A 20,572-nucleotide genomic window follows, 5' to 3' on the forward strand; every position below is an offset into this window, starting at 1 on the left:
AATGGAGAGATGTACGTCGTTGTTTCTCCCGCCGGCCCCGACGGGTATGCGCTGTCGTTCCTCGATGACTCCGGCGAAGAAGAACAGCAGGGCGAATTGGTCGCGACCGACGAATTGGGCGAAGCCGTCGAAGCGATCGAGCTCGAGTCCCCTCGCTGGGTCTGGCACGACACGGCCGCAACATATTCCCAGATCCTCGAGGCGGGAGTCCGCGTCGAACGCTGCCACGACCTGCGACTCACAATAGCCCTGCTGAGATTGTCGAGCCTCACTTCCGGCACGGGCCTGGCGATGTCACCCCCTGGCCCATGGGACACGGCAATCACCTCTCCGAAGCCGAGCGTTGCAGGGAATCGGTCAGGCAACGAACTGAGTTTTGACGACGACAAGCCAGAGGGCTTTGGCACTGGCCGAGACAGCTCTGGCGAAGACGATGCTGGCAGCGACAACGCTGAAGGCAACGCATCTGGCGTGGCCCAACCCACAATCGACGAGTTTCGGCTCCAGCTCGAGACCGTCAGGGCCGCCACCGAGCCGAACCGCCTTCGCCTGCTCATTGCAGCCGAGTCGGCGGGGGCCCTCATTGCTGCGGAGATGACGCACGCCGGTCTACCGTGGCGAGAAGACGTGCATGACGCCCTGCTCACCGAGCTTCTCGGCCCCCGTGTTGCGCCGGGACTTCGGCCAGCCCGCCTCGAACAGCTGGCCACGATCATCCAGCACGAACTCGGCTCCCCCGGCCTCAACACCGACTCACCCGCCGAGGTGCTCAAGGCACTCAGAGCCGCCGGGCTCTCAGCCGAGACGACGCGGTCGTGGGAGCTGCAAGCGCTCGATCATCCGGTGATCGAGCCGCTGCTCGAATACAAGAAGCTCTCGCGCCTGCTGAGCGCCAACGGATGGTCGTGGATGGAGTCCTGGGTCACCGACGGCCGGTTCTCTCCCGAGTATGTGCCGGGCGGGGTCGTCTCCGGCCGGTGGGCCACTCGCGGGGGCGGCGCCCTGCAGCTGCCGAAACAGGTGAGACGGGCGGTCACCGCCGACGAGGGGTGGAAGCTGGTCGTGGCCGATGCCGCCCAGCTCGAGCCTCGCATCCTCGCCGGCGTCTCTGGAGACCTGATCATGGCTCGTGCGGGCCAGGGGGCTGATCTCTATGCCGGAATCGTCGCGAGCGGGGCAGTCGAAAGCCGAGCACAAGCGAAGGTGGCGATGCTCGGGGCCATGTACGGTGCCACGACGGGCGAGAGTGGCCGGCTGCTGCCGCGACTGGCTGCGGCATTTCCTGCGGCTCTCACGTTCGTCGAAGACGCGGCCCGTGCAGGCGAACGCGGCGAAGTCGTGACCTCGAGACTGGGCCGGAGTTCACCTCGGCCAGGGGAAGACTGGTGGGAAGCGCAGGCTGCGGCGCGAGAAGGTGCCGGGTCGGAGCGTGAGCGGCAGCGCGCTCGGCAACAGGCGCGGGACTGGGGCCGCTTCACTCGCAACTTCGTCGTGCAGGCCAGCGCGGCAGACTGGGCGCTGTGCTGGATGGCCGACCTGCGGCGGCGCCTCTGCGCTCTCGGAACAGCGGCTCTCGGAACAGCGGCACTCGGAACAGCGGATCTCGGAACAGCGGCCCTCGAAACAGCGGCACTCGGAACAGCGGCACTCGGAACAGCGGCCCTCGCAACAGCGCATGGACCAGGCCGGGCCGCCGAACCGTTCGGCACAGTTCCGCACCTCGTGTTCTTCCTCCACGACGAGGTCATCGTGCATGCGCCCGAGTCTCTGGCCGAGGCCGTGGCCGATGCCCTGCGTTCCGCTTCGGCCAGCGCCACGAAGCTGCTCTTCGGCGAGTTCCCGCTCACTGTGCCGCTCGACGTATCCATCGTCGACTCCTACGCCGACGCGGCCTGACAATCGAGGACCAGCCGACGTGCCTTTGGCGCGCGTGACGCAGTCTCGTCATCCGGCTCGCGCTGTGGGGTTTAACGAGTTGTGAGGCGGTTGCAACGAAAGTGAGGCACGTAGACGTGTCTCACCGCGTCGCAACCGCCTCACACAGTGGAGCGGACGCGCAGGTGCCGGTTAGGCGTTCGCGTTCTGGCTCTTCACGCGGCTTGCGCTGCGCTGGCGGGCCTGGGCGGAGAGCTCGACCTTGCGGATGCGCACCCACTCGGGCGTGACCTCGACGCACTCGTCTTCGCGGGCGAATTCGAGGCTCTCTTCGAGGGTCAGCTTGCGCGACGGGGTCATGCGCTCGAACGTGTCAGACGTCGACTGGCGCATGTTGGTGAGCTGCTTCTCCTTGGTGATGTTCACGTCCATGTCGTCGGCGCGCGAGTTCTCACCGATGACCATACCTTCGTAGACCTCCTGCGTCGGCTCCACGAAGAACGACATGCGCTCCTGCAGGTTGACGATGGCGAACGGTGTGACGACACCGGAGCGGTCGGCAACGATCGAGCCGTTGTTGCGGGTGACAATGGGGCCGGCCCACGCTGCGTAGCCGTGCGAGATCGCGTTGGCGATACCGGTACCACGGGTCGTGGTGAGGAACTCGGTTCGGAACCCGATGAGCCCACGCGAGGGAACGATGAACTCCATACGAACCCAGCCGGTGCCGTGGTTCTGCATGGTCTCCATCATGCCCTTGCGGGAGGCGAGCAGCTGGGTGATCGCGCCGAGGAACTCCTCGGGAGCGTCGACCGTAAGGTGCTCGAACGGCTCGTGGGTCTTGCCGTTGACCTGCTTGGTGACCACCTGTGGCTTGCCGACGGTGAGCTCGAAGCCCTCGCGGCGCATCTGCTCGACGAGGATGGCGAGGGCGAGTTCGCCGCGGCCCTGCACCTCCCAGACGTCGGGGCGGCCGATGTCGACGACCTTCAGCGAGACGTTACCGACGAGTTCGCGGTCGAGGCGGTCCTTCACCATGCGGGCGGTGACCTTCGACCCCTTGGTGCGACCGATCATCGGCGAGGTGTTGGTGCCGATCGTCATCGAGATCGCAGGGTCGTCGACCGTGATGATCGGCAGGGGCCGAACATCTTCGGGGTCGCTGATCGTGTCACCGATGGTGATCTCGTCGATACCGGCGATGGCGACGATGTCCCCGGGGCCGGCAGTCTCTGTCGGAAAGCGGGTAAGGGCTTTCGTGATGAGAAGTTCGGTGAGCTTGACGTTCTGAACAGAGCCGTCGTGGCGCACCCAGGCGACCTGCTGGCCCTTCTTGATGTGGCCGTTGAAGATTCGCAGCAGCGCAAGGCGGCCGAGAAAGGGCGAAGCGTCGAGGTTGGTGACGTGCGCCTGCAGGGGGTGCTCGTCGTCGTAGACGGGAGCCGGAACGTGCTTCAGAATCGCTTCGAAGAGCGGCTCGAGGTCGTCGTTGTCGGGCAGAGTGCCATTCTCGGGCTTGTTGTTCGACGCGGCGCCGGCACGGCCTGAGGCGTAGACGATCGGCACGTCGAGCACGGCGTCGAGGTCGAGGTCGGGGTGATCATCCGACATGTCAGATGCAAGGCCGAGCAACAGGTCTTGGGACTCAGCGATGACCTCGTCGATGCGCGCATCGGGCCGGTCGGTCTTGTTCACGAGCAGGATGACCGGGAGGTTCGCCTCGAGCGCCTTGCGCAGCACGAATCGCGTCTGCGGCAGTGGGCCCTCCGAAGCGTCGACGAGCAGCACGACACCGTCGACCATGGAGAGGCCGCGCTCGACCTCACCACCGAAGTCGGCGTGGCCTGGGGTGTCGATGACGTTGATGACAATGTTCTTGCCATTGGCGTGCTTTCCGCTGTAGAGCACCGAAGTGTTCTTCGCGAGGATGGTGATGCCCTTTTCGCGTTCAAGGTCATTCGAGTCCATCATGCGGTCTTCGCCCTCGAAGTGGGCGTCGAATGAGTTGGTCTGCTTGAGCATCGCGTCGACGAGCGTGGTCTTGCCGTGGTCGACGTGGGCAACAATGGCTACGTTACGTAGGTCATCGCGGGTGGCTGACGCCATGGATGATCGTCCTCAATGTAATGCGGACTCAAACTGGTGGCGAGCCCGACGAATAAACGGGTTGGGGCAGCGACGCCCTCAGGAATGTGTTCTTCGCCGGGGCTCGCCCAGCAGGAGAATACACGCAGGTTGTGAACGCGGCGTTAAACTCCGAGGGCGATACCGGCCCCGGGGATCGCGTTCAGCAACTCTTTAGTATATTCCATCTGCGGGTTGTCGAACACCTCGTTTGTCGTGGCCTTCTCGACGATCTTTCCGCGCTGCATGACACAGACGTTGTCTGCGATCACCCGGACGACGGCGAGGTCGTGCGTGATGAAGAGATAGGTGAGATCGAGTTCGGTCTGGAGGTCAGACAGCAACTGCAGGATCTGGGCCTGTACGAGCACATCCAGCGCCGACACAGCTTCGTCGAGAATGACGATGTCGGGCTTGAGTGCGAGGGCCCTGGCAATCGCAACACGCTGGCGCTGGCCGCCGGAGAGCTCGTTCGGGTACCGTGACGACAACGTGCGGGGCAGCGAGACCTGGTCGAGCAGCTCATGCACCCGATCGCGGCGCGACTGAGCGTCACCGACCTTGTGGGTGTGCAGCGGCTCACTGATGGTATTGCCGATGTTACGGAGCGGGTCGAGCGAGCCGTATGGATCCTGGAAGACCGGCTGCATCTTTCTGCGCAGGGCGAGCAACTCGCGCCCCTTGAGCGGAGCCGTGTCGGTTCCATCGATCAGGATCTTCCCTGCCGTGGCATCTTCAAGGCGCAGAAGCATCTTGGCGACAGTCGACTTGCCAGAGCCCGACTCGCCGACCAGAGCGGTCGTCGTGCCGCGCTCGATGGCGAACGAGACATCGTTGACAGCAGTGAGAGGCTCTTTGCTTCCACGGATCTTGTAGACCTTGGTCAGGTTCTCGACAACGATGGCCGGCGCCTTCGCCGGGGCTGCGGCCACCGCTTCTGCGCGAGCCTCGGCGGTCTCGATGAGGTCGAGACCCTCTGTCACCTTCGTCGCCGAGTAGTCCAGATCGGTCAGCTTGTGCACCGACGACTGGATGCGACGCGAGGCGAGGCTGGGGGCCGCGGCCACGAGACGCTGGGTGTAGGGGTGGACCGGGTTGGCGAGAATCTCGCGCGAAGGGCCCGATTCGACGATCTGGCCCTTGTACATGACCACGAGCTGCTCGGCACGCTCAGCTGCGAGGCCGAGGTCGTGTGTGATGAAGAGGAGCGCTGTGCCGGTCTCCCTCGTCAGCTTCTCGAGGTTGTCGAGAATGGTGCGCTGCACTGTGACGTCGAGGGCCGAGGTCGGCTCGTCGGCGATGAGCAGCTTCGGCCGGGACGAGAGCCCCATGCCGATGAGGACGCGCTGGCGCATACCGCCCGAGAACTGGTGCGGGAACTGGCGCAGTCGCTTGTCGGCGTCGGCGAGGCCCGCCTCTCTGAGCACCGTGATGGCGTGCTTCTTGATCTCCTTGCGGCCCTTGGCGACGCCGTTGGCCTTGATGGCCTCTTCGACCTGGAACCCGATGCTCCAGACGGGATTCAGGTTCGACATCGGGTCCTGAGGCACGAAACCGATCAGCTTGCCCCGGACCTCCTCCATCTCGCGCTCGCTGAACGTAGTGAGGTCGCGACCCTCGAAGAGGATCTCGCCGCCTGTGATCAGACCAGAGCCGGGAAGCAGGTTGATGATGGCGTGAGCGGTCGTCGATTTTCCTGACCCCGACTCCCCCACGATGGCGAGGGTCTTGCCTGCATGCAGGGTCAGGCTTGCACCACGAACCGCAGGAACGATACCGCCGGTCGTGCGGAAGCCGACCTGGAGGTTCTTGATCTCGAGCAGCGGGGCGTGGGCATCCGGTTTCTGTGAAGCCTGGCTTGAACTCATCGGAGTGCTCTCGCTTTCGGGTCGAGCGCATCTCGGATGACTTCGCCCATGAGAATGAACGAGAAGACAGTGACAGAGAGAGCGATCGAGGGGTAGATCAGGGTTTGCGGGTTGGTGCGGATGTCGCGCTGGGCCTGGTTGATGTCGTTGCCCCACGACATGATGTCGCTGCCGAGCCCGACGCCGAGGAACGACAGTGTCGCTTCGGCCACGATGGCTCCCGCGAGAGAGATCGTCGTGATGGCGATGACAGGTGCGATCGAGTTGGGCATGACGTGGCGCCAGAGGATCCGGAATCTCGACACACCGAGCGCCTCCGACGCCATCACGAAGTCGGAGTTCTTCACCCGGAGTATCTCGGCTCTCAGCACCCTGGCCGTTGAGGGCCACGCGAAGATACCGATCGCCAGCGAGATCGTCCACACACTCCGGTACTGCGCGAGAACCGACATGACGACGATCGCCGCGAGGATGTAGGGAATCGAGAAGAAGATGTCACCGACGCGAGACAGGGTCGCATCGATCGCGCCACCGTAGAAACCGGCGAACGCCCCGAAGACGATGCCGAGCACTGTCGTCAGAACAATGACGATGATGCCGACCGCGAGAGACGTCGAGGTGCCGTTGATGATGCGCGAGTAGACGTCGCAGCCCTGCTTCGTGAAGCCGAGGGGGTGCCCGTCGGTGGGGCCGCCATTACTGAAGTGAAGATCGCAGCCGTTGTTGGGAGGCGTCTGAGTGAAGAGCCACGGGAACAGAGCGACGACGATCACGAGCAGGATGAGCGCGCCCGAGATCCAGAAGATCGGGCGCCGCCGTGCGTCACGCCAGGCGTCGATCCACAGGTTGCTGGGCTTCTCGGCGACGTTCACCACGTCGATGGCGACCAGCGGCGTCTCCTCGAGGGGCGCGACGAAGTGGTCTGCAGAGCGCGGGGCGTCGGAGCCGGGCGCTTCGGGTGTGTCGATGATGTTATTTGACATAGCGGATCCTTGGGTCGAGCAGGCCGTACAGCAGGTCCACGACGAGGTTGACGACGAGGTAGATCAGCACCATCACGGTGACGAAGGAGACGACCGTGGGCCCCTCACCCCTGATGATGGCCTGATAGAGCGTGTTGCCGACGCCTGGAACATTGAAGATACCTTCGGTGACTGTCGCACCGACGAGCAGGACTCCGAAGTCGGTGGCGAGGTACGTGACGACGGGAATCAGGGAGTTGCGCAGAATGTGCACCGGCACAATGCGCCGTCGCCCGAGCCCCTTGCCGTAGGCCGTGCGAACGAAGTCGAGGCTCGACGTCTCGATCACCGATGATCGGGTCAGCCTGATGATCTGGGCGAAGCTGATGCTCGCCAGCACGATGGCGGGCAGGATGAGGTCGACAATCGGTGCATCTGGCCTCACAGTGGTTCGGGCCCAGCCCAATTGCACACCGAAGACGAATTGCGCGACGAAAGCAATGACGAAGATCGGCAGCGAGATCAGGATGAGGCTGATCACCAGTGACGAGTTGTCGAAGAGCTTGCCCTTGCGGAGGCCGGAGACCAAGCCGACGAAGATACCGGCGATGGTCTCGATGAGCAGCGCCATGATCGCCAGCCGGATGGTCACGGGGAAGGTTCTCGCGAGCACCTGGCTCACGGGTTCACCCGAGAAGGAGATACCGAAGTTGCCCTGGAAGATGCCCGCGATGTAGCGGAAGTACTGGATCAGGAAGGGATCGTCGAGGTGGTACTGCGCGCGGAGCTGGGCGACAACGGCGGGGTTCGGAGTCTTGTCCCCGAACAGAGCGACGATGGGGTCGCCGGGCATCGCGAAGACCATGAAGTAGATGAGGAACGTGGTTCCCAGGAAGACGGGTATCGCCTGCAGAACGCGGCGGAAGATATAACCGGCCATGGCCTAACTGGCCTGGACTTCGGATTGGATGCACATATGGAGAAGTTGACCTTACTGTGACGGGCCACGGGCTTTGGAACAGGCTACTCGTTCGAAACCCCGCGGCCGGCATAACTGTCGGAATCACACCGCAGGGGCGGTAGCTCAACGCCACCGCCCCTGCAGATGTCTGGGCTGGTGTTAGCCCTTGGTGATTTCGTAGTACAGCGGTACCGAGTTCCAGCCGAAGTGCACGCTCGACACTGCGGTGCTGAAGCCACCGGTCACGTTTGAGTACCACAGCGGAATTGCAGGCAGGTCCTTGAACAGGATTGTCTGGGCGTCCTGGTAGTCCTTGATCGCAGCGGCCGAGTCGGTCTCGCTCGAGCCCTTCGTCAGCAGTGCATCGAAGGCCGGGTTCGAGTAGTCCCCGTCGTTCGAGCCGGCGTTGGTCGCGTAGATCGGGCCGAGGAAGTTGAACAGGCCGGGGTAGTCGGCCTGCCATCCGGTGCGGAACGCGGTCTGGATCGAGCGGTCGGTGATGGCCGTACGAACCTGCTTGAACGTCGGTGACGGAGCGCCGGAGGCGTCGATACCGAGGTTGTTCTTCAGGTTGTTCACAACTGCGTCGACCCAGCCCTGGTGGCCACCGTCTGCGTTGTACGCGATCTGGAAGGTGCCGGTCCACGGTGAGATGGCGTCCGCCTGTGCCCACAGCTTCTTGGCGTCTTCAGCGTTGTACTTCAGAACATCTGAGCCCGAGATCGAGTCCGACCAGCCGTCGATGACCGGCGACGTGAAGTCTGCGGCCGGCGTACGGGTGTCTTCGAAGATCACCTTCGTGATGGTCGCGCGGTCGATCGCTTCTGAGATCGCCTGGCGACGCAACTGGCCTTCCTGGCCGCCGAAGTGAGCCAAGCGGTCCGGAATCGTGAACGACTGGAAGATCGCAGCCGGCTGGTTCACGGCACGGTCGCCGAGGTCGTTCTTGTACGTGGCGTAGGCGCTGTCGGGGATCTGGTCGATCACGTCGACGTTGTTCGCCTGCAGGTCGGCGTAGGCCGCGTCTGCCGTCGGGTAGAACGTGATGGTCAGGCCACCGTTCAGCGGCTTGCGGCCACCGGTGTACTCGGGGTTCGACACGAGGTCGATCTTGACGTTGTGCTGCCACGCGCCGGCCTTGGCCAGCATGTAGGGGCCGTTTCCGATCGGGTTCTCGCCGAATGCCTTCAGGTCGGTGAACGCGACGCTGGGCAGCGGCATGAAGGCCGTGTAGCCGAGGCGGAGCGGGAAGTCCGAGTGCGGCGCCTTCAGGGTGACCGTGAAGGTCGTGTCATCGACCTTCTTCAGACCGGTGAGGGGTGAGTCTGCGTCGTAGCTGAAGCCCACGATGTCCTCGAAGAAGTAGCTGTTCAACTGGGCGTTGCTGAGGAGCGCGCCGTACTGCCAGGCATTGATGAAGGAGTCAGAGGTGACGGCCTCACCGTTCGTGAACTTCTCGTTCGGCTTGATCTTGATCGTGAACGTGGTGGAGTCGGTCGTCGTGATGGAATCGGCGACATCGTTCTGCGGAGCGCCCTTCTCGTCGTAGTAGACGAGTCCAGCGAAGATGTTGTCCGTGATCTTGCCGCCACCGGTCTCGTTGGTGTTGGTCGGGATCAGCGGGTTCTGCGGCTCAGAGCCGTTCGTGGTGATGATCGCTGACGTGTTGGCACTCGCGGTGGGCGTGCTGCTGCCCCCGCTTGCGCATCCTGTGAGCACGAGCGCGCTGGCTGCTGCCAGAGCGACGACGCCCACTCCAATACGACTGATTCTCAAGGTTTCCTCCTGTGCAAACTGGGAATTTCGAATCCGCGGCTCGTGGCCGAAGTCTCGAATCGAATGTGTCGCTCACGATGCGTGTGAAGCCTCGCAAATCGGGCACGCTGAGGTGATCGGCGCGCTCGATGACTACCGAGTACCCTAAAAGGGGTGGCGCGAAGAACCAAATGCGTGTGAAAAAAGTTACATACTAGAAACTAAAATCACCGGATTGTTGTGCTCTTTGCACAATCTCTGCGGATTCATAGCTCCAGACGCAAGAAAGCGGCGGCATGGCCCAAACCCCTCCTGACCCCCGAAGTGGGTTCACCGGGAGCCCCCAGCGACGCCCGATGTTCGGGCTCGAAATCCTCATCGTTCTCGGGCTCTCGCTCGGCGCTTCGGCCGTCTACTCCGTCGTTCAGCTTCTCGACCGGCTCACCCGAGACACGCCGCTCGGCTCGCAGACCGCCACCATCAACGGCACCCTGAGCGACCGCGCGTGGCTCGATCTCACATACCAGCTCCTGGCGATCTTCTTCGCGCTGATCCCTGTCGCCCTGGCGTTCTATCTGCTCTGGCTCTCGGGCTCGAATCCGTTCACCAGGCTCGGCTTCGACGCCTCGCAACCTCTTCGCGACCTGCGCCGAGGTCTTTTCCTGCTCGTGTTGATAGGTATTCCGGGCCTTGCCCTGTATTTCGCCGGTCGCGCCTTCGGATTCACCGTCGACGTCATTCCCGCTCCCCTCGACGCTGCGTGGTACACGGTGCCGGTGCTCGTACTTTCAGCCCTTCGCGCCGCACTGACCGAGGAACTCATCGTCGTCGGCTACCTCTACGAGCGCCTCGGGCGTCTCGGCTGGGGAAAGTGGACGATCATCGTGAGTTCGGCAGCTCTGCGGGGCAGCTATCACCTCTACCAGGGCATCGGGCCGTTCTTCGGCAACTTCGTGATGGGCGTCGTCTTCGGATGGTTCTACACGCGCTGGGGCCGAACGGTGCCCTTGGTGATCACGCACTGGATTCTCGACATCGCGTCATTCGTCGGCTACGCGTGGGCCGTGTCGACCTTCCCCGGTCTGTTCGGCAGCCCGAAGTAGTCGCGAAACAGCGTCACGGACGGAACGGCAGAGCTGACGGACCGACAGTGCAGAACTTCAGTGCAGAACGTCAGTGCAGAACTGCGGTGAAGCAACCGTACTGACAGAACTGCACTGAAAGAACTGCACTGGCGAAACAGCACTGGCGAACAAGCACTGCCGATCCGGTGCCGATGGCTCAGTAGGCGCCTCGGCCAGACTTTCTTCCCCCCGGCGGGCGCTTGCGGAGCGCACGACGAGCCAGCACGGCGCGGATGATCAACCCCACGATGCCGAGCAGAACGACCGCCCCCGCTCCCACGAGGAGCACGGTCATCGTGTCACCGCTGATTCCGCGGGTCGGAGGTGCAGCGGGGGCCGCCGATGCCGTCTGGGTGAAGATGGGAACGGGCGGCGCGCTGGTGTGCGGCGATGCCACCGTGATCGTGATCACTGCTGTTGCGACTTCGTTCGCTCGTGAGGTGGCGAACGAGCAGAGCACCCCGGTCGTGCCGAGGGGAAAGATCGCACCAGACGCCACCGGCTCCCCCGCGATTCCGCAGCCCACCAGCGTGAGGCCCGCGGGAAGGGCCGGGTCGAACGACGCGGCCGCCCCGCTGGTGTCGGTGGCATCGACATCGAGGTGCCCCGGTACGATTCCGGCCCCAGTGAAGTCTGCACCGACCACCCTTGCTCCGGTGAAATCCGACCCGGTGAGGGTGGCACCCGCGAATGTCGAAGCCTGAACGTCGGCATTCTTCAGGCTCGCACCAGACAGATCGGCGCCATCAAAATCCGACTGCGCCAGGTGTTCACCGCTCAGGTCTGCACCTGCGCACCTGCTGCCGCCTGCAACAGGGCCATCGACACTGCGATTGATGACACACGTGCCGCTGGTGAACGCCTGAGCGCTGACGGCCGGCACTGCGAGTATCGAGAAACCACACACCAGCAGGGCGACCAGGGCCGCCACCCCGATCGCCCATCGAGAACGAGCAGAACCATTCATCACTCGATCGTACTGTAGTGAGCCTGTCTCGCTTTCGAGGGGCCGGGTGCTGCGACCCAACCGCCGCCCTCCTACTCGAATGCTTCAGGTGGCGGGCATGCACAGAACAGATTGCGGTCACCGTATGCCTGGTCGACGCGACGCACTGGCGGCCAGTATTTGTGCCTGGCCTGGCCTGCAACCGGGAAGACAGCGCGCTCACGCGAATAGGCGTGGGCCCATTCGCCGGTTGCGATGCATGCGGCAGTGTGAGGAGCGTGCACCAGCGGGTTGTCGTCGACCGGCCACTCCCCGGCCGCCACGGCGTCGGCTTCGGCTTTGATCGCGATCATGGCGTCGATGAAACGATCGATCTCCGGCAGGTCCTCGCTCTCGGTCGGTTCGACCATGAGCGTTCCGGCGACGGGGAAGCTCATCGTCGGAGCGTGAAAGCCGTAGTCGATGAGCCTCTTGGCCACATCGTCGACAGTGATCCCTGTGGCCTCGCGAAGGGGCCTCAGGTCGAGAATGCACTCGTGGGCGACAAGACCATTCTCCCCTGCGTAGAGCACAGGAAAGTGGCCACGCAGGCGTGCCGCCACATAGTTGGCTGCCAACACCGCCGCTTCGGTCGCCTTCTTCAGTCCGTCTGAACCCATCATGCGCACGTACGCCCAACTGATCGGCAGGATGCTCGAACTGCCGTACGGCGCAGCCGAGACCGCCCCGCCACCGTGCTCCACGCTGCCGCCACCGGCTGTGGGGTGCTCGTTCTTCTGGGCGAAGGCGTGGCCTGGCAGGAACGGCGCGAGGTGCGATTTCGCAGCCACCGGACCCACACCCGGCCCTCCCCCTCCGTGCGGAATGCAGAAGGTCTTGTGCAGGTTCAGGTGCGACACATCGCCGCCGAACTCGCCGAATCGGGCGAATCCGAGAACGGCATTGAGGTTCGCGCCGTCGACATAGACCTGCCCCCCTGCTTCATGCACCGAGCGGCATATGTCGACGACATCGTGTTCGTAGACTCCGTGGGTCGAGGGATACGTGATCATCAGAGCTGCAAGGGAGTCTGCGTGACTGGCGATCTTGGCACGCAGGTCGTCGAGATCGACGTTGCCCAGCTCGTCGCAGGCCACGACGACGACCGACATTCCCGCAAGGACCGCGGAGGCCGCGTTTGTGCCGTGGGCGCTCGACGGGATCAGGCACACCGTTCGGCCGGCGTCACCCCGCGAGCGGTGGTAGCCACGGATGGCCAGAAGCCCGGCGAGTTCACCCTGGCTACCCGCGTTGGGCTGCAGGGAGACCGAGTCATAGCCCGTGACCTCGGTCAGCCACGATTCGAGCTGGTCGATGAGCGAGAGGTACCCTTCGACATCTGCTCGGGGAGCAAACGGGTGGAGCCCTGCGAACTCCGGCCAGCTGACCGCCTCCATCTCGGTGACGGCGTTGAGCTTCATCGTGCACGACCCGAGCGGGATCATGCCCCTGTCGAGCGCGTAGTCGTCATCGGCGAGTCTCTTCAGGTACCTCATCATGCTCGTTTCTGAGCGATGCGAGTTGAAGACAGGGTGCGTGAGAAAGTCGCTGGTGCGCTCGAGTTCAGCTGGGAGGCTGCGCACTAGCTCGGTGTACTCGGCGTGGCCACGCGGAACGGCGTCGAAGATCCGTGCAACGGCCTTCAGATCGACCCGCGAGGTGGTCTCATCCACGGAGAGCCCCAGAGTGTCGTCATCAACGATGTCGAACAGGTAACCCTGCTGGTGCGCGACCGCCGCGATCGATTGTGCCCGCCCTGCCACTCTGACACGAATCGTGTCGAAGAAGTCGTCGTGAAGCACTTCGTAGCCCGCTGCACGCAATAGGGTCGCGAGGGTCCGTGCCGAATCGTTGACCTCGGTTGCGATTGCACGGAGCCCGTCAGGGCCGTGGTAGACCGCGTACATCCCCGCCATGACGGCGAGCAGTACCTGGGCTGTGCAGATGTTCGACGTCGCCTTCTCGCGGCGGATGTGCTGTTCCCGCGCCTGCAGGCTCAGCCGGTACGCGCGATTGCCATCGGAGTCGACGCTCACGCCGACCAGGCGACCGGGAAGCTGGCGCTCCAGGCCCTTGCGAACCGCCATATAACCGGCGTGCGGGCCCCCGAAACCCATCGGCACGCCAAAACGCTGGCTCGTTCCGATCGCAACATCGGCTCCCAGCTCACCCGGCGAGGCCAGCAGTGTGAGGGCAAGCAGGTCGGCGGCGACCACTGCGAGAGCGCCGACTGCGTGAGCGTGCTCGATGATCGCTGCAGGGTTGAAGATGCGACCGGAAGCACCCGGGTACTGCACGAAGAGGCCGAAGGCCTCCGGCAGCTCGGATGGCTCTGCCTGTGCCAACTCGATCTCGACGAGTTCGATGCCGACGGCATCGGCCCGGGACGCAAGAAGCGCCTTGGTCTGCGGGAAGGAGTCCGAATCGACGATGAAGACCCGCGATGTCGACTTGCTTGCGCGGCGCGCGAGGAGCATGCTCTCGACGACGGCAGTGCCTTCATCGAGCATCGACGCGTTCGAGGTCTGGAGCCCGGTGAGCTCGGAGACCATCGTCTGAAAGTTGATGAGCGCTTCGAGCCGGCCCTGCGAGATCTCGGGCTGGTACGGCGTGTACGCGGTGTACCAGCTGGGGTTCTCGAAGACATTGCGCTTGATCACGGCCGGAGTGATCGTGTCGTAGTATCCGAGTCCGATCATCGACCGGTTGACGGTGTTCAGGGAGGCCAGTGCGCGAAGTTCGGCGATCGTCTCTCGTTCAGAGGCTGGCGAAGGGATGACCGACTGTTCGCCCACGTCGGCTGCGTGGATCGACGCCGGCACTGCGGCTTCGACCAGACGGGTGACCGTCTCGTAGCCGAGCAGGTCGAGCATCTGCGCCTGCGCCGAAGCGGTCGTACCGATGTGGCGGTCGAGAAAAGGAAGGCTCATCAGGCAGAGACTCCATCATCGCCGGTCAGCGCCTGGTATTCGGCGTAGCTCAGCAATTCGGGCAGGTCGGTGAATTCCACCCGGATCAGCCAGCCCTCGCCGAACGGGTCGCTGTTCACGAGCTCCGGTGATTCCTCCACGGCGGAATTCTTCTCCAGCACGACACCCGTCAGTGGGGCGAAGAGCTCCCCGACCGACTTGGTCGACTCGATCTCGCCGACGACAGCTCCATCGGCGATGGCAGACCCCTCGGCGGGCAGGTCGACATACACAACATCGCCGAGCTTCTCGGCCGCGTACGCCGTGATGCCGATCGTGGCTCGTGTTGGGACACCGTCTGCCGCAGCATCCAGACGCACCCATTCGTGCTCTGCGGTGAATTTCAGGTCCGAGTAGTCGGTCATGGTCAGTCTCTCTTTCGGCGATAGAAGGGCAGAGCGGTTACGGTGAGCGGCAATCGGGTGCCTCGCACATCGACGGAGAGCTCAGTGCCCTGCGCAGAGAATTGCGGGTCGAGGTAGGCCATGGCAACGGGAAACCCGAGCGTGGGCGAGAGCACACCGCTCGTGATCACGCCGACGGGCGTGGTTGATTCCTGTGTTTCGAAGAGTTCATAGTCGGCGCGGGCTGCTCGCTTGCCAGTGCCCTGGAGACCGACCAGAACTCGAGCAGGATCGGCAGCCCCGGCACCCTGGCCGGCGGACTCACTGATCGCTTCGAGAGCTGCGCGGCCGACGAAGTCTTCTTTCGCGAAGTTCACCACGCGCCCGAGGCCGGCCTGCGCTGGCCTGGTTGCCCGGCCCAGTTCATGGCCGTAGAGCGGCATGCCCGCCTCCAGGCGCAGGGTGTCGCGGGCGGCAAGCCCGGCGGGCACGAGGCCGAACGCTCCGCCCGCTGTGACCACAGCGTTCCACAGCGCTTCTGCGCTGTGGACGTCGACGTAGAGTTCGAACCCGTCTTCGCCGGTATAACCGGTTCGTGCGACGAGCAACGGCTTGTTCGCGTAGCGTGCCGGGCGCGACCAGTAGTACTTCAGGGAATCGAGTGGATGATCATCCACCGCCTCCGTATCGAAGTCGATGCCTGCAGTGGCCTTGACTATCTCGCGAGCAGCCGGGCCCTGCACGGCGATGAGCGCGAGCTGGTCGCTCACGTCGCTCACCACGACGTCGAATCCCGCGGCCCGCTGCAGCAGGGCTTCGACCGCGACGGCGTGGTTGCCGGCATTGGCGACAACGAGGAACTCCGTCTCGCCCGTGCGATAGACGACGACGTCATCGATGATTCCGCCGTCGTGGTCGAGCAGCAGGCTGTACTTCGCCTGCCCGACGGCTGTGGCCGAGAGCAGTCCGGCGAATGCGAAGTCGAGGCAGGCGCCGGCCTCGGGGCCGGTGACGCTGATCTCTGCCATGTGCGAGAGATCGAAGATTCCCGCTGCCGTTCTCACGGCGCGGTGTTCGGCGAGATCACTCGTGTATCTGACGGGCATCTGCCAGCCGGCGAAGTCGGTGAACGAGGCACCGGCTGCGAGGTGTACGGCATTGAGCGGCGAGAAGACGGGCTCGGCGACTTCGCCTCCAGCGAGGGCTTCGGCACCATGAGGGGCTTCGGTCATGAGTTCTCCTGTTCATTTCCTGTGCGCCTGCGACGCATCAGCGTGCACAGGCAAAGAGGTCACAGGGCTCGGATGAACCCCGCAGACACTCCCCCTCTGTCATGGTGCCTGAGAGTTTCACCACTGCCGGGTAGCGAGGGCAGCGACTTTCACCGTGGGCGAGCTCTCGCACCGTTTGAGGCACTGCCCGTTCGAGGTACTGCCTGTTGGGGGCAGAGCCGAAGCGGGGGTGAGAGCTTCTTTTCAGAGTGGCCAGTTCAACGCGGTACACGAACCTGAGAGTTTATCGGAGAGAATTGCTCCTTCGGTGCCCGGCACGAATTGCGCCAGGCTCTCCCGCGTCGACCTAATGGCCAGCAGTATTCAGTTGTGGAGCATGCACGTGTGTAGCTTGCACGTCTGGAGCATGCACGTGTGCAGCGCCGAGACAGTGCCAGGGCGACACATCATGCTGGGGCCAGTTTAGTGGCCAGCGGCGACGAGAACCTACGACCTTCAGTCGCCGTTGCCGTGTGTCGGATCGCCTCGAGTGTCGCTTGGGGAATCGACTCTGCGTCGACGCATGGCAAAGACGAGAACGGCAGAGAGCACGCTGAGGCCACCGATGCCGAGCACGATCGCCACAGGCAATGCGACATTCGACTGCCTGCTCGAGTCCGCCTGGGCAACACCGAGAACAGTCATGGTCGGCTCGGGCGTCGGGGCAGGTGCATCAGCCGAATGGGTGCCAGCGGTGGCAGAGGCCTGGGAGGGCGATGGTGCCGGCGAGGCTGCCTGGGCGAGAGTGGGTTCGGTCGTCGACGGCTCACCCGACCACGCGTCGTCACAATCGGGTGCTGACGTGAATCCCGGAGCCGCTACGGTGACACTGCTGGGCTGCCAGGTGAAGGTGTACGAACCAGAGACCGGATGCCCGTCAGAGGAAGCCACCTGCCACGCCACCGTGTACTCTCCCGCCTCGCCGAGGGCGACGCCGGTCGACACGACGCTGCCGGCAACGACCACACAGCCGGATTCGTGATGGTCACCGTCGGCATCTGTCACCTGCACTGCGAAACCACCAAGCGACGCGTCGAGGGCGAGCAGCTCATCACTGAACGTCAGTACGACGGTGTCGAGGTGCTTCGAGACGACCTCTCCCGCTGACGGGGACGACTTCTCGAGAACATCGTGGGCCAGGGCCGCAGGCGCAGAGCCTGCTCCGATGGCGACAGCGGCGAAGACAAGTCCGGTCACCAGTCCACGTGCGAGCCGACGCCGGGAAGCAGGGGAAGAGGTTCGCACTCCCCAACGATAACCGTCGACCCGGTCGGCCCGAACGCCCTGCACCAGATGCTCAGGTGACTTGCGGCTACGGCGCGCGCCAGATGCAGCGTGTGACTGGCTGTGAGACACGCCCAGGGCAGAACACCTAGATCTTCACGATCATCTTGCCGATGTTGTCACCGCGCATCATTCCGGTGAAGGCGTCGAAGGCGTTGTCGATGCCTTCGACAACGGTCTCATCGAAGACAATCCTGCCCTCAGTGAGCCACTTCGTCATGTCGGCAGCGAATTCGGGCGCGAAGTGACCGTAGTTCGTCATGGTGAAGCCCGTGATGGTCAGCCCGCGGGTCACGATGTTGCCGAGGAACCGCACACCTCTCTCTTCACCCGAGGAGTTGTAGGCCGAGATCGCGCCGCAGACGGCGATGCGGCCGCCGTCGCTCATCGAATTCAGTGCCGCCTCGAGGTGCTCGCCACCCACGTTGTCGAAATACACGTCGACACCATCTGGGGCGGCCTTCTCGAGCTGGCCGAGCACGTCGCCGTCCTTGTAGTTGAAGGCTGCGTCGAAGCCATACTTCTCGGTGAGCAGAGCCACCTTCTCCGACGAGCCCGCGCTGCCGATGACCCGGGAGGCACCCTTCAGGCGGGCGATCTGCCCGACCATGGTGCCGACTCCGCCCGCCGCCCCCGATACGAAGACAACGTCTCCCTCGCGGATGTGCGCAATCTGCGTGAGGCCGACCCATGCGGTGATACCCGTGATCCCGAGAACGCTGAGGTAGAGCGACAGAGGCACGCCGGGAATCCGTGGAGCCGGGCGAAAAGCCGACGCCGGGCCCTGGGCTACATCGCGCCAGCCGAACTGGTGTTGCACCGTGTCGCCGACAGCAAGAGCATCGGATCGCGATTCGACAACGTGGCCCACAGCGGCACCCGTCATCGCCTCTCCGAGCGGAAACGGCGGCACGTAGGAACGGCCTTCGTTCATGCGACCCCGCATGTACGGGTCGACCGAGAGGAATTCATTCTCGACGCGAACGTCACCGTCGGCCAGCTCGGGAAGTTCTATCGTCACCTTCTCAACATTGCTGGCAGTGGGCTCGCCAGTCGGGCGGGAAACCAGGTTCCACTGGGTACTGGTGGCGTGAGAGTGATGTGTTTCATGAGACATGGGAAGACTCCTTGACGTGATGTGGACCGACGGCGTGGTGGGGATCGATCCAATGGTGCGGATCGACGGGATGATCGTTATTCCGCGAGGGCGGCGATGATCTGCTTTGCAGCCGCTGCAGACGACGCGGGATTCTGCCCGGTGTAGAGGTTACGGTCGACGACGACGTGCGAGCCGAACGGTTCCGCTGCCTTCGAGTAGATCGCCCCGTTCGAGACGAGCCTGGTCTCGACGAGCCACGGCGCCACCTCTGCCAGCCCATTCAGTTCTTCTTCGGCGTCAGAGAAGCCGGTCATCCGGTAGCCCGTGAAGGGCCACGAGCCATCGGCCGCTACTGCCGCGAACATGGCAGCAGGAGCGTGGCAGAGCACACCGAGGGGGCGGCCCGATGCCAGGGCCTCGGTCATGATGCGACCGGAATCAGCGTCGACCGAGAGGTCTTCCATGGGTCCGTGGCCACCCGGGTAGAACACGACGTCGAAATCCGCAACGGTGACGTCGGTGAGTGGCACTGGCGACTTCAGTTCGGTTGCGATCGAATCGAGGTAGGTACGGAGCTCTTCTACCCGCTCTTCGCTGCCCGCGCCGCGGGCACTCAGGCTGTTCTGGTCGAACGTGGGGGCGACTCCGCCCGGGGTGGCAATGGTGATGTCGTAACGGGCATCAGTGAAGAGCCTGTGCGGCTCGACGAGTTCTTCGGCCCAGACGCCCGTAGGGTATTTGTCGCCGGTCGAGAGCGTCCAGTGATCGGACGCAGAGAGAACGATGAGTACAGAAGTCATGAAAGTGCCTCCAGCTTGATCAATAATGTGCGGCTGTCAAAATAAACGAACCACTTGGTTTGATTTTATAAGAGGGCTAGGATCTTGTCAAACCAAAAGGTTCGATTCACATCAATGACAAGGAGTCGTGGGCCGCCAGATGAGCGAACTCTCAGCACGCCGTGAACAGCTTCGGGGCCGTGACACCCGGGAGCGCGTTCTTCTCGCCGCCGCCGCGGAGTTCACGGAGTTCGGCGTCGCCGGCGCCCGAATCAACCGGATCGCCGAACTCGCGCGCGCCAGCAAAGAACGCATCTACGCATGGTTCGGCGACAAGGACCAGCTGTTCGACCAGGTCATGCAGCAGGCTCTGGATGACCTGTCGACAGTCGTTCCGATCGACACCGACCTCGTGGGCTACACGGTTCGCCTGCACGACTATTTTGCCGAGAATCCGGGGTCTCAACGCGTCGCCGTGTGGGCGTGGATTCACGATTCAGGACACCCCGACGACGTCTCGGCCCGCCGCATCGAGACCTACCAGCACAAGCTCGATGTGATCAGGCAGTCACAGTCGCTCGGGCTCGCCGACCCTGACTGGAACCCTGCCGTGCTGCTCGGACTGTTGCTCAGCACCGCCACCTCGTGGCTGATGGCCCCCGCCGAGATCCACGCCATCACGCAGGGGGGCGACGACCCCGCAGCACGCCGCGCCGAGGTCGAACGCGCCGCCGCCAGGCTTGTACTGCCGCGCTAGTCGGCCTCAACACCACTCGGGCGGGCGGAGAGCACGCAGAACTCATTGCCCTCTGGGTCGGCCAGAACGACCCAGCTCCGCTCACCCTGGCCGATGTCGAGCCGCGTTGCTCCCAGGGCAATGAGACGCTCGACCTCTGCAGTCTGGTCGTCGGGCACGAAGTCGAGGTGAAGGCGGTTCTTGACTGTCTTCGCCTCGGGAACGTTCAGGAACAAGAGAGTCGGCTTCGAGCCGTCGGGGTTCTGCAGTTCGACCCCATCTTCGTCTTCATCGACGACATTCCAGCCGAGCGCCACGGCCCACCATTTCGACAGCGCCGAAAAGTCGCGACAGTCGACGATCAGTTCTTCCCATGAAAGTGTCATGCCAAAACCCTACGCCAGTCCCCCGACAACTGGCACGTGCCCAGACCCTC

Annotated in this window: 16 protein-coding genes and 2 riboswitches; of the genes, 3 read left to right on the forward strand and 13 right to left on the reverse strand. The window is 63.8% G+C overall.

All coding sequences use genetic code 11. The features are described 5' to 3' along the window. The first annotated feature begins 9 nt into the window (after nucleotides 1–9). Complete coding sequence (locus KPL76_RS13585; RefSeq protein ID WP_216334004.1) at nucleotides 10–1,896, forward strand: bifunctional 3'-5' exonuclease/DNA polymerase; 1,887 nt, start codon at nucleotides 10–12, stop codon at nucleotides 1,894–1,896. Between the two features lie 171 nt (nucleotides 1,897–2,067). Here the strand turns inward: KPL76_RS13585 and typA are convergent, their stop codons facing one another. From typA to KPL76_RS13610, 5 genes are all read right to left on the reverse strand, one after another. Continuing rightward, nucleotides 2,068–3,981: a translational GTPase TypA gene (gene typA, locus KPL76_RS13590; RefSeq protein ID WP_216334005.1), complete on the reverse strand. Its 1,914-nt coding sequence runs from the start codon at nucleotides 3,979–3,981 to the stop codon at nucleotides 2,068–2,070. A gap of 143 nt (nucleotides 3,982–4,124) precedes the next feature. Then, nucleotides 4,125–5,867: an ABC transporter ATP-binding protein gene (locus KPL76_RS13595; protein WP_216334006.1), complete on the reverse strand. Its 1,743-nt coding sequence runs from the start codon at nucleotides 5,865–5,867 to the stop codon at nucleotides 4,125–4,127. Beyond that, a complete protein-coding gene (locus tag KPL76_RS13600) occupies nucleotides 5,864–6,850 on the reverse strand; it encodes an ABC transporter permease (RefSeq protein WP_216334007.1) in 987 nt (328 codons plus the stop codon). Before KPL76_RS13600 ends, KPL76_RS13595 begins: the two co-directional genes overlap by 4 nt. Continuing rightward, nucleotides 6,840–7,769, reverse strand: coding sequence for an ABC transporter permease (locus KPL76_RS13605; RefSeq protein ID WP_216334008.1), 930 nt, complete (start codon nucleotides 7,767–7,769; stop codon nucleotides 6,840–6,842). Before KPL76_RS13605 ends, KPL76_RS13600 begins: the two co-directional genes overlap by 11 nt. A gap of 180 nt (nucleotides 7,770–7,949) precedes the next feature. Further along, nucleotides 7,950–9,566 carry an ABC transporter substrate-binding protein gene (locus KPL76_RS13610; RefSeq protein WP_216334009.1) on the reverse strand — a complete coding sequence of 539 codons (1,617 nt, stop codon included), beginning with the start codon at nucleotides 9,564–9,566 and terminating at the stop codon, nucleotides 7,950–7,952. A gap of 275 nt (nucleotides 9,567–9,841) precedes the next feature. On the opposite strand from KPL76_RS13610, the gene KPL76_RS13615 reads away from it, so the two are divergent. After that, the gene (locus KPL76_RS13615) at nucleotides 9,842–10,648 is read left to right on the forward strand and encodes a CPBP family intramembrane glutamic endopeptidase (protein WP_216334010.1); all 807 of its coding nucleotides are present in this window, start codon (nucleotides 9,842–9,844) and stop codon (nucleotides 10,646–10,648) included. Between the two features lie 178 nt (nucleotides 10,649–10,826). Here the strand turns inward: KPL76_RS13615 and KPL76_RS13620 are convergent, their stop codons facing one another. The 7 genes from KPL76_RS13620 to KPL76_RS13650 all read right to left on the reverse strand — a co-directional run bounded on the left by KPL76_RS13620 (nucleotide 10,827) and on the right by KPL76_RS13650 (nucleotide 19,421). Next, on the reverse strand, nucleotides 10,827–11,636 hold the full coding sequence (locus tag KPL76_RS13620) for a pentapeptide repeat-containing protein (RefSeq protein ID WP_216334012.1): 810 nt from the start codon (nucleotides 11,634–11,636) through the stop codon (nucleotides 10,827–10,829). A gap of 71 nt (nucleotides 11,637–11,707) precedes the next feature. Further along, complete coding sequence (gene gcvP / locus KPL76_RS13625) at nucleotides 11,708–14,584, reverse strand: aminomethyl-transferring glycine dehydrogenase (RefSeq protein WP_216334015.1); 2,877 nt, start codon at nucleotides 14,582–14,584, stop codon at nucleotides 11,708–11,710. After that, on the reverse strand, nucleotides 14,584–14,988 hold the full coding sequence (gcvH, locus tag KPL76_RS13630) for a glycine cleavage system protein GcvH (protein ID WP_216334017.1): 405 nt from the start codon (nucleotides 14,986–14,988) through the stop codon (nucleotides 14,584–14,586). Before gcvH ends, gcvP begins: the two co-directional genes overlap by 1 nt. 2 nt (nucleotides 14,989–14,990) lie before the next feature. Next, the gene (gcvT, locus tag KPL76_RS13635) at nucleotides 14,991–16,199 is read right to left on the reverse strand and encodes a glycine cleavage system aminomethyltransferase GcvT (RefSeq protein ID WP_216334019.1); all 1,209 of its coding nucleotides are present in this window, start codon (nucleotides 16,197–16,199) and stop codon (nucleotides 14,991–14,993) included. Between the two features lie 86 nt (nucleotides 16,200–16,285). Beyond that, nucleotides 16,286–16,452: riboswitch (glycine riboswitch) on the reverse strand. Next, a riboswitch (glycine riboswitch) is annotated at nucleotides 16,453–16,548 on the reverse strand. A 146-nt stretch (nucleotides 16,549–16,694) separates the two neighbouring features. Then, nucleotides 16,695–17,483, reverse strand: a complete 789-nt coding sequence (locus KPL76_RS13640; RefSeq protein WP_216334021.1) for a copper resistance CopC family protein — start codon at nucleotides 17,481–17,483, stop codon at nucleotides 16,695–16,697. Between the two features lie 127 nt (nucleotides 17,484–17,610). Further along, nucleotides 17,611–18,639: an NADP-dependent oxidoreductase gene (locus KPL76_RS13645; RefSeq protein ID WP_216334022.1), complete on the reverse strand. Its 1,029-nt coding sequence runs from the start codon at nucleotides 18,637–18,639 to the stop codon at nucleotides 17,611–17,613. Nucleotides 18,640–18,716: 77 nt separating this feature from the next. Further along, nucleotides 18,717–19,421 carry a type 1 glutamine amidotransferase domain-containing protein gene (locus tag KPL76_RS13650; protein ID WP_216334024.1) on the reverse strand — a complete coding sequence of 235 codons (705 nt, stop codon included), beginning with the start codon at nucleotides 19,419–19,421 and terminating at the stop codon, nucleotides 18,717–18,719. 139 nt (nucleotides 19,422–19,560) lie between these two features. Between KPL76_RS13650 and KPL76_RS13655 the strand changes: the two genes are divergently transcribed. After that, nucleotides 19,561–20,157, forward strand: a complete 597-nt coding sequence (locus tag KPL76_RS13655; RefSeq protein ID WP_216334026.1) for a TetR family transcriptional regulator — start codon at nucleotides 19,561–19,563, stop codon at nucleotides 20,155–20,157. On the opposite strand, the gene KPL76_RS13660 is transcribed toward KPL76_RS13655, so the two are convergent. Beyond that, nucleotides 20,154–20,522, reverse strand: a complete 369-nt coding sequence (locus KPL76_RS13660; RefSeq protein ID WP_216334028.1) for a VOC family protein — start codon at nucleotides 20,520–20,522, stop codon at nucleotides 20,154–20,156. The two genes, KPL76_RS13655 and KPL76_RS13660, sit on opposite strands and share 4 nt — an antisense overlap. Between the last annotated feature and the right edge of the window lie 50 nt (nucleotides 20,523–20,572).

The sequence above is a fragment of the Subtercola sp. PAMC28395 genome, from assembly GCF_018889995.1.
Classification (GTDB): domain Bacteria; phylum Actinomycetota; class Actinomycetes; order Actinomycetales; family Microbacteriaceae; genus Subtercola.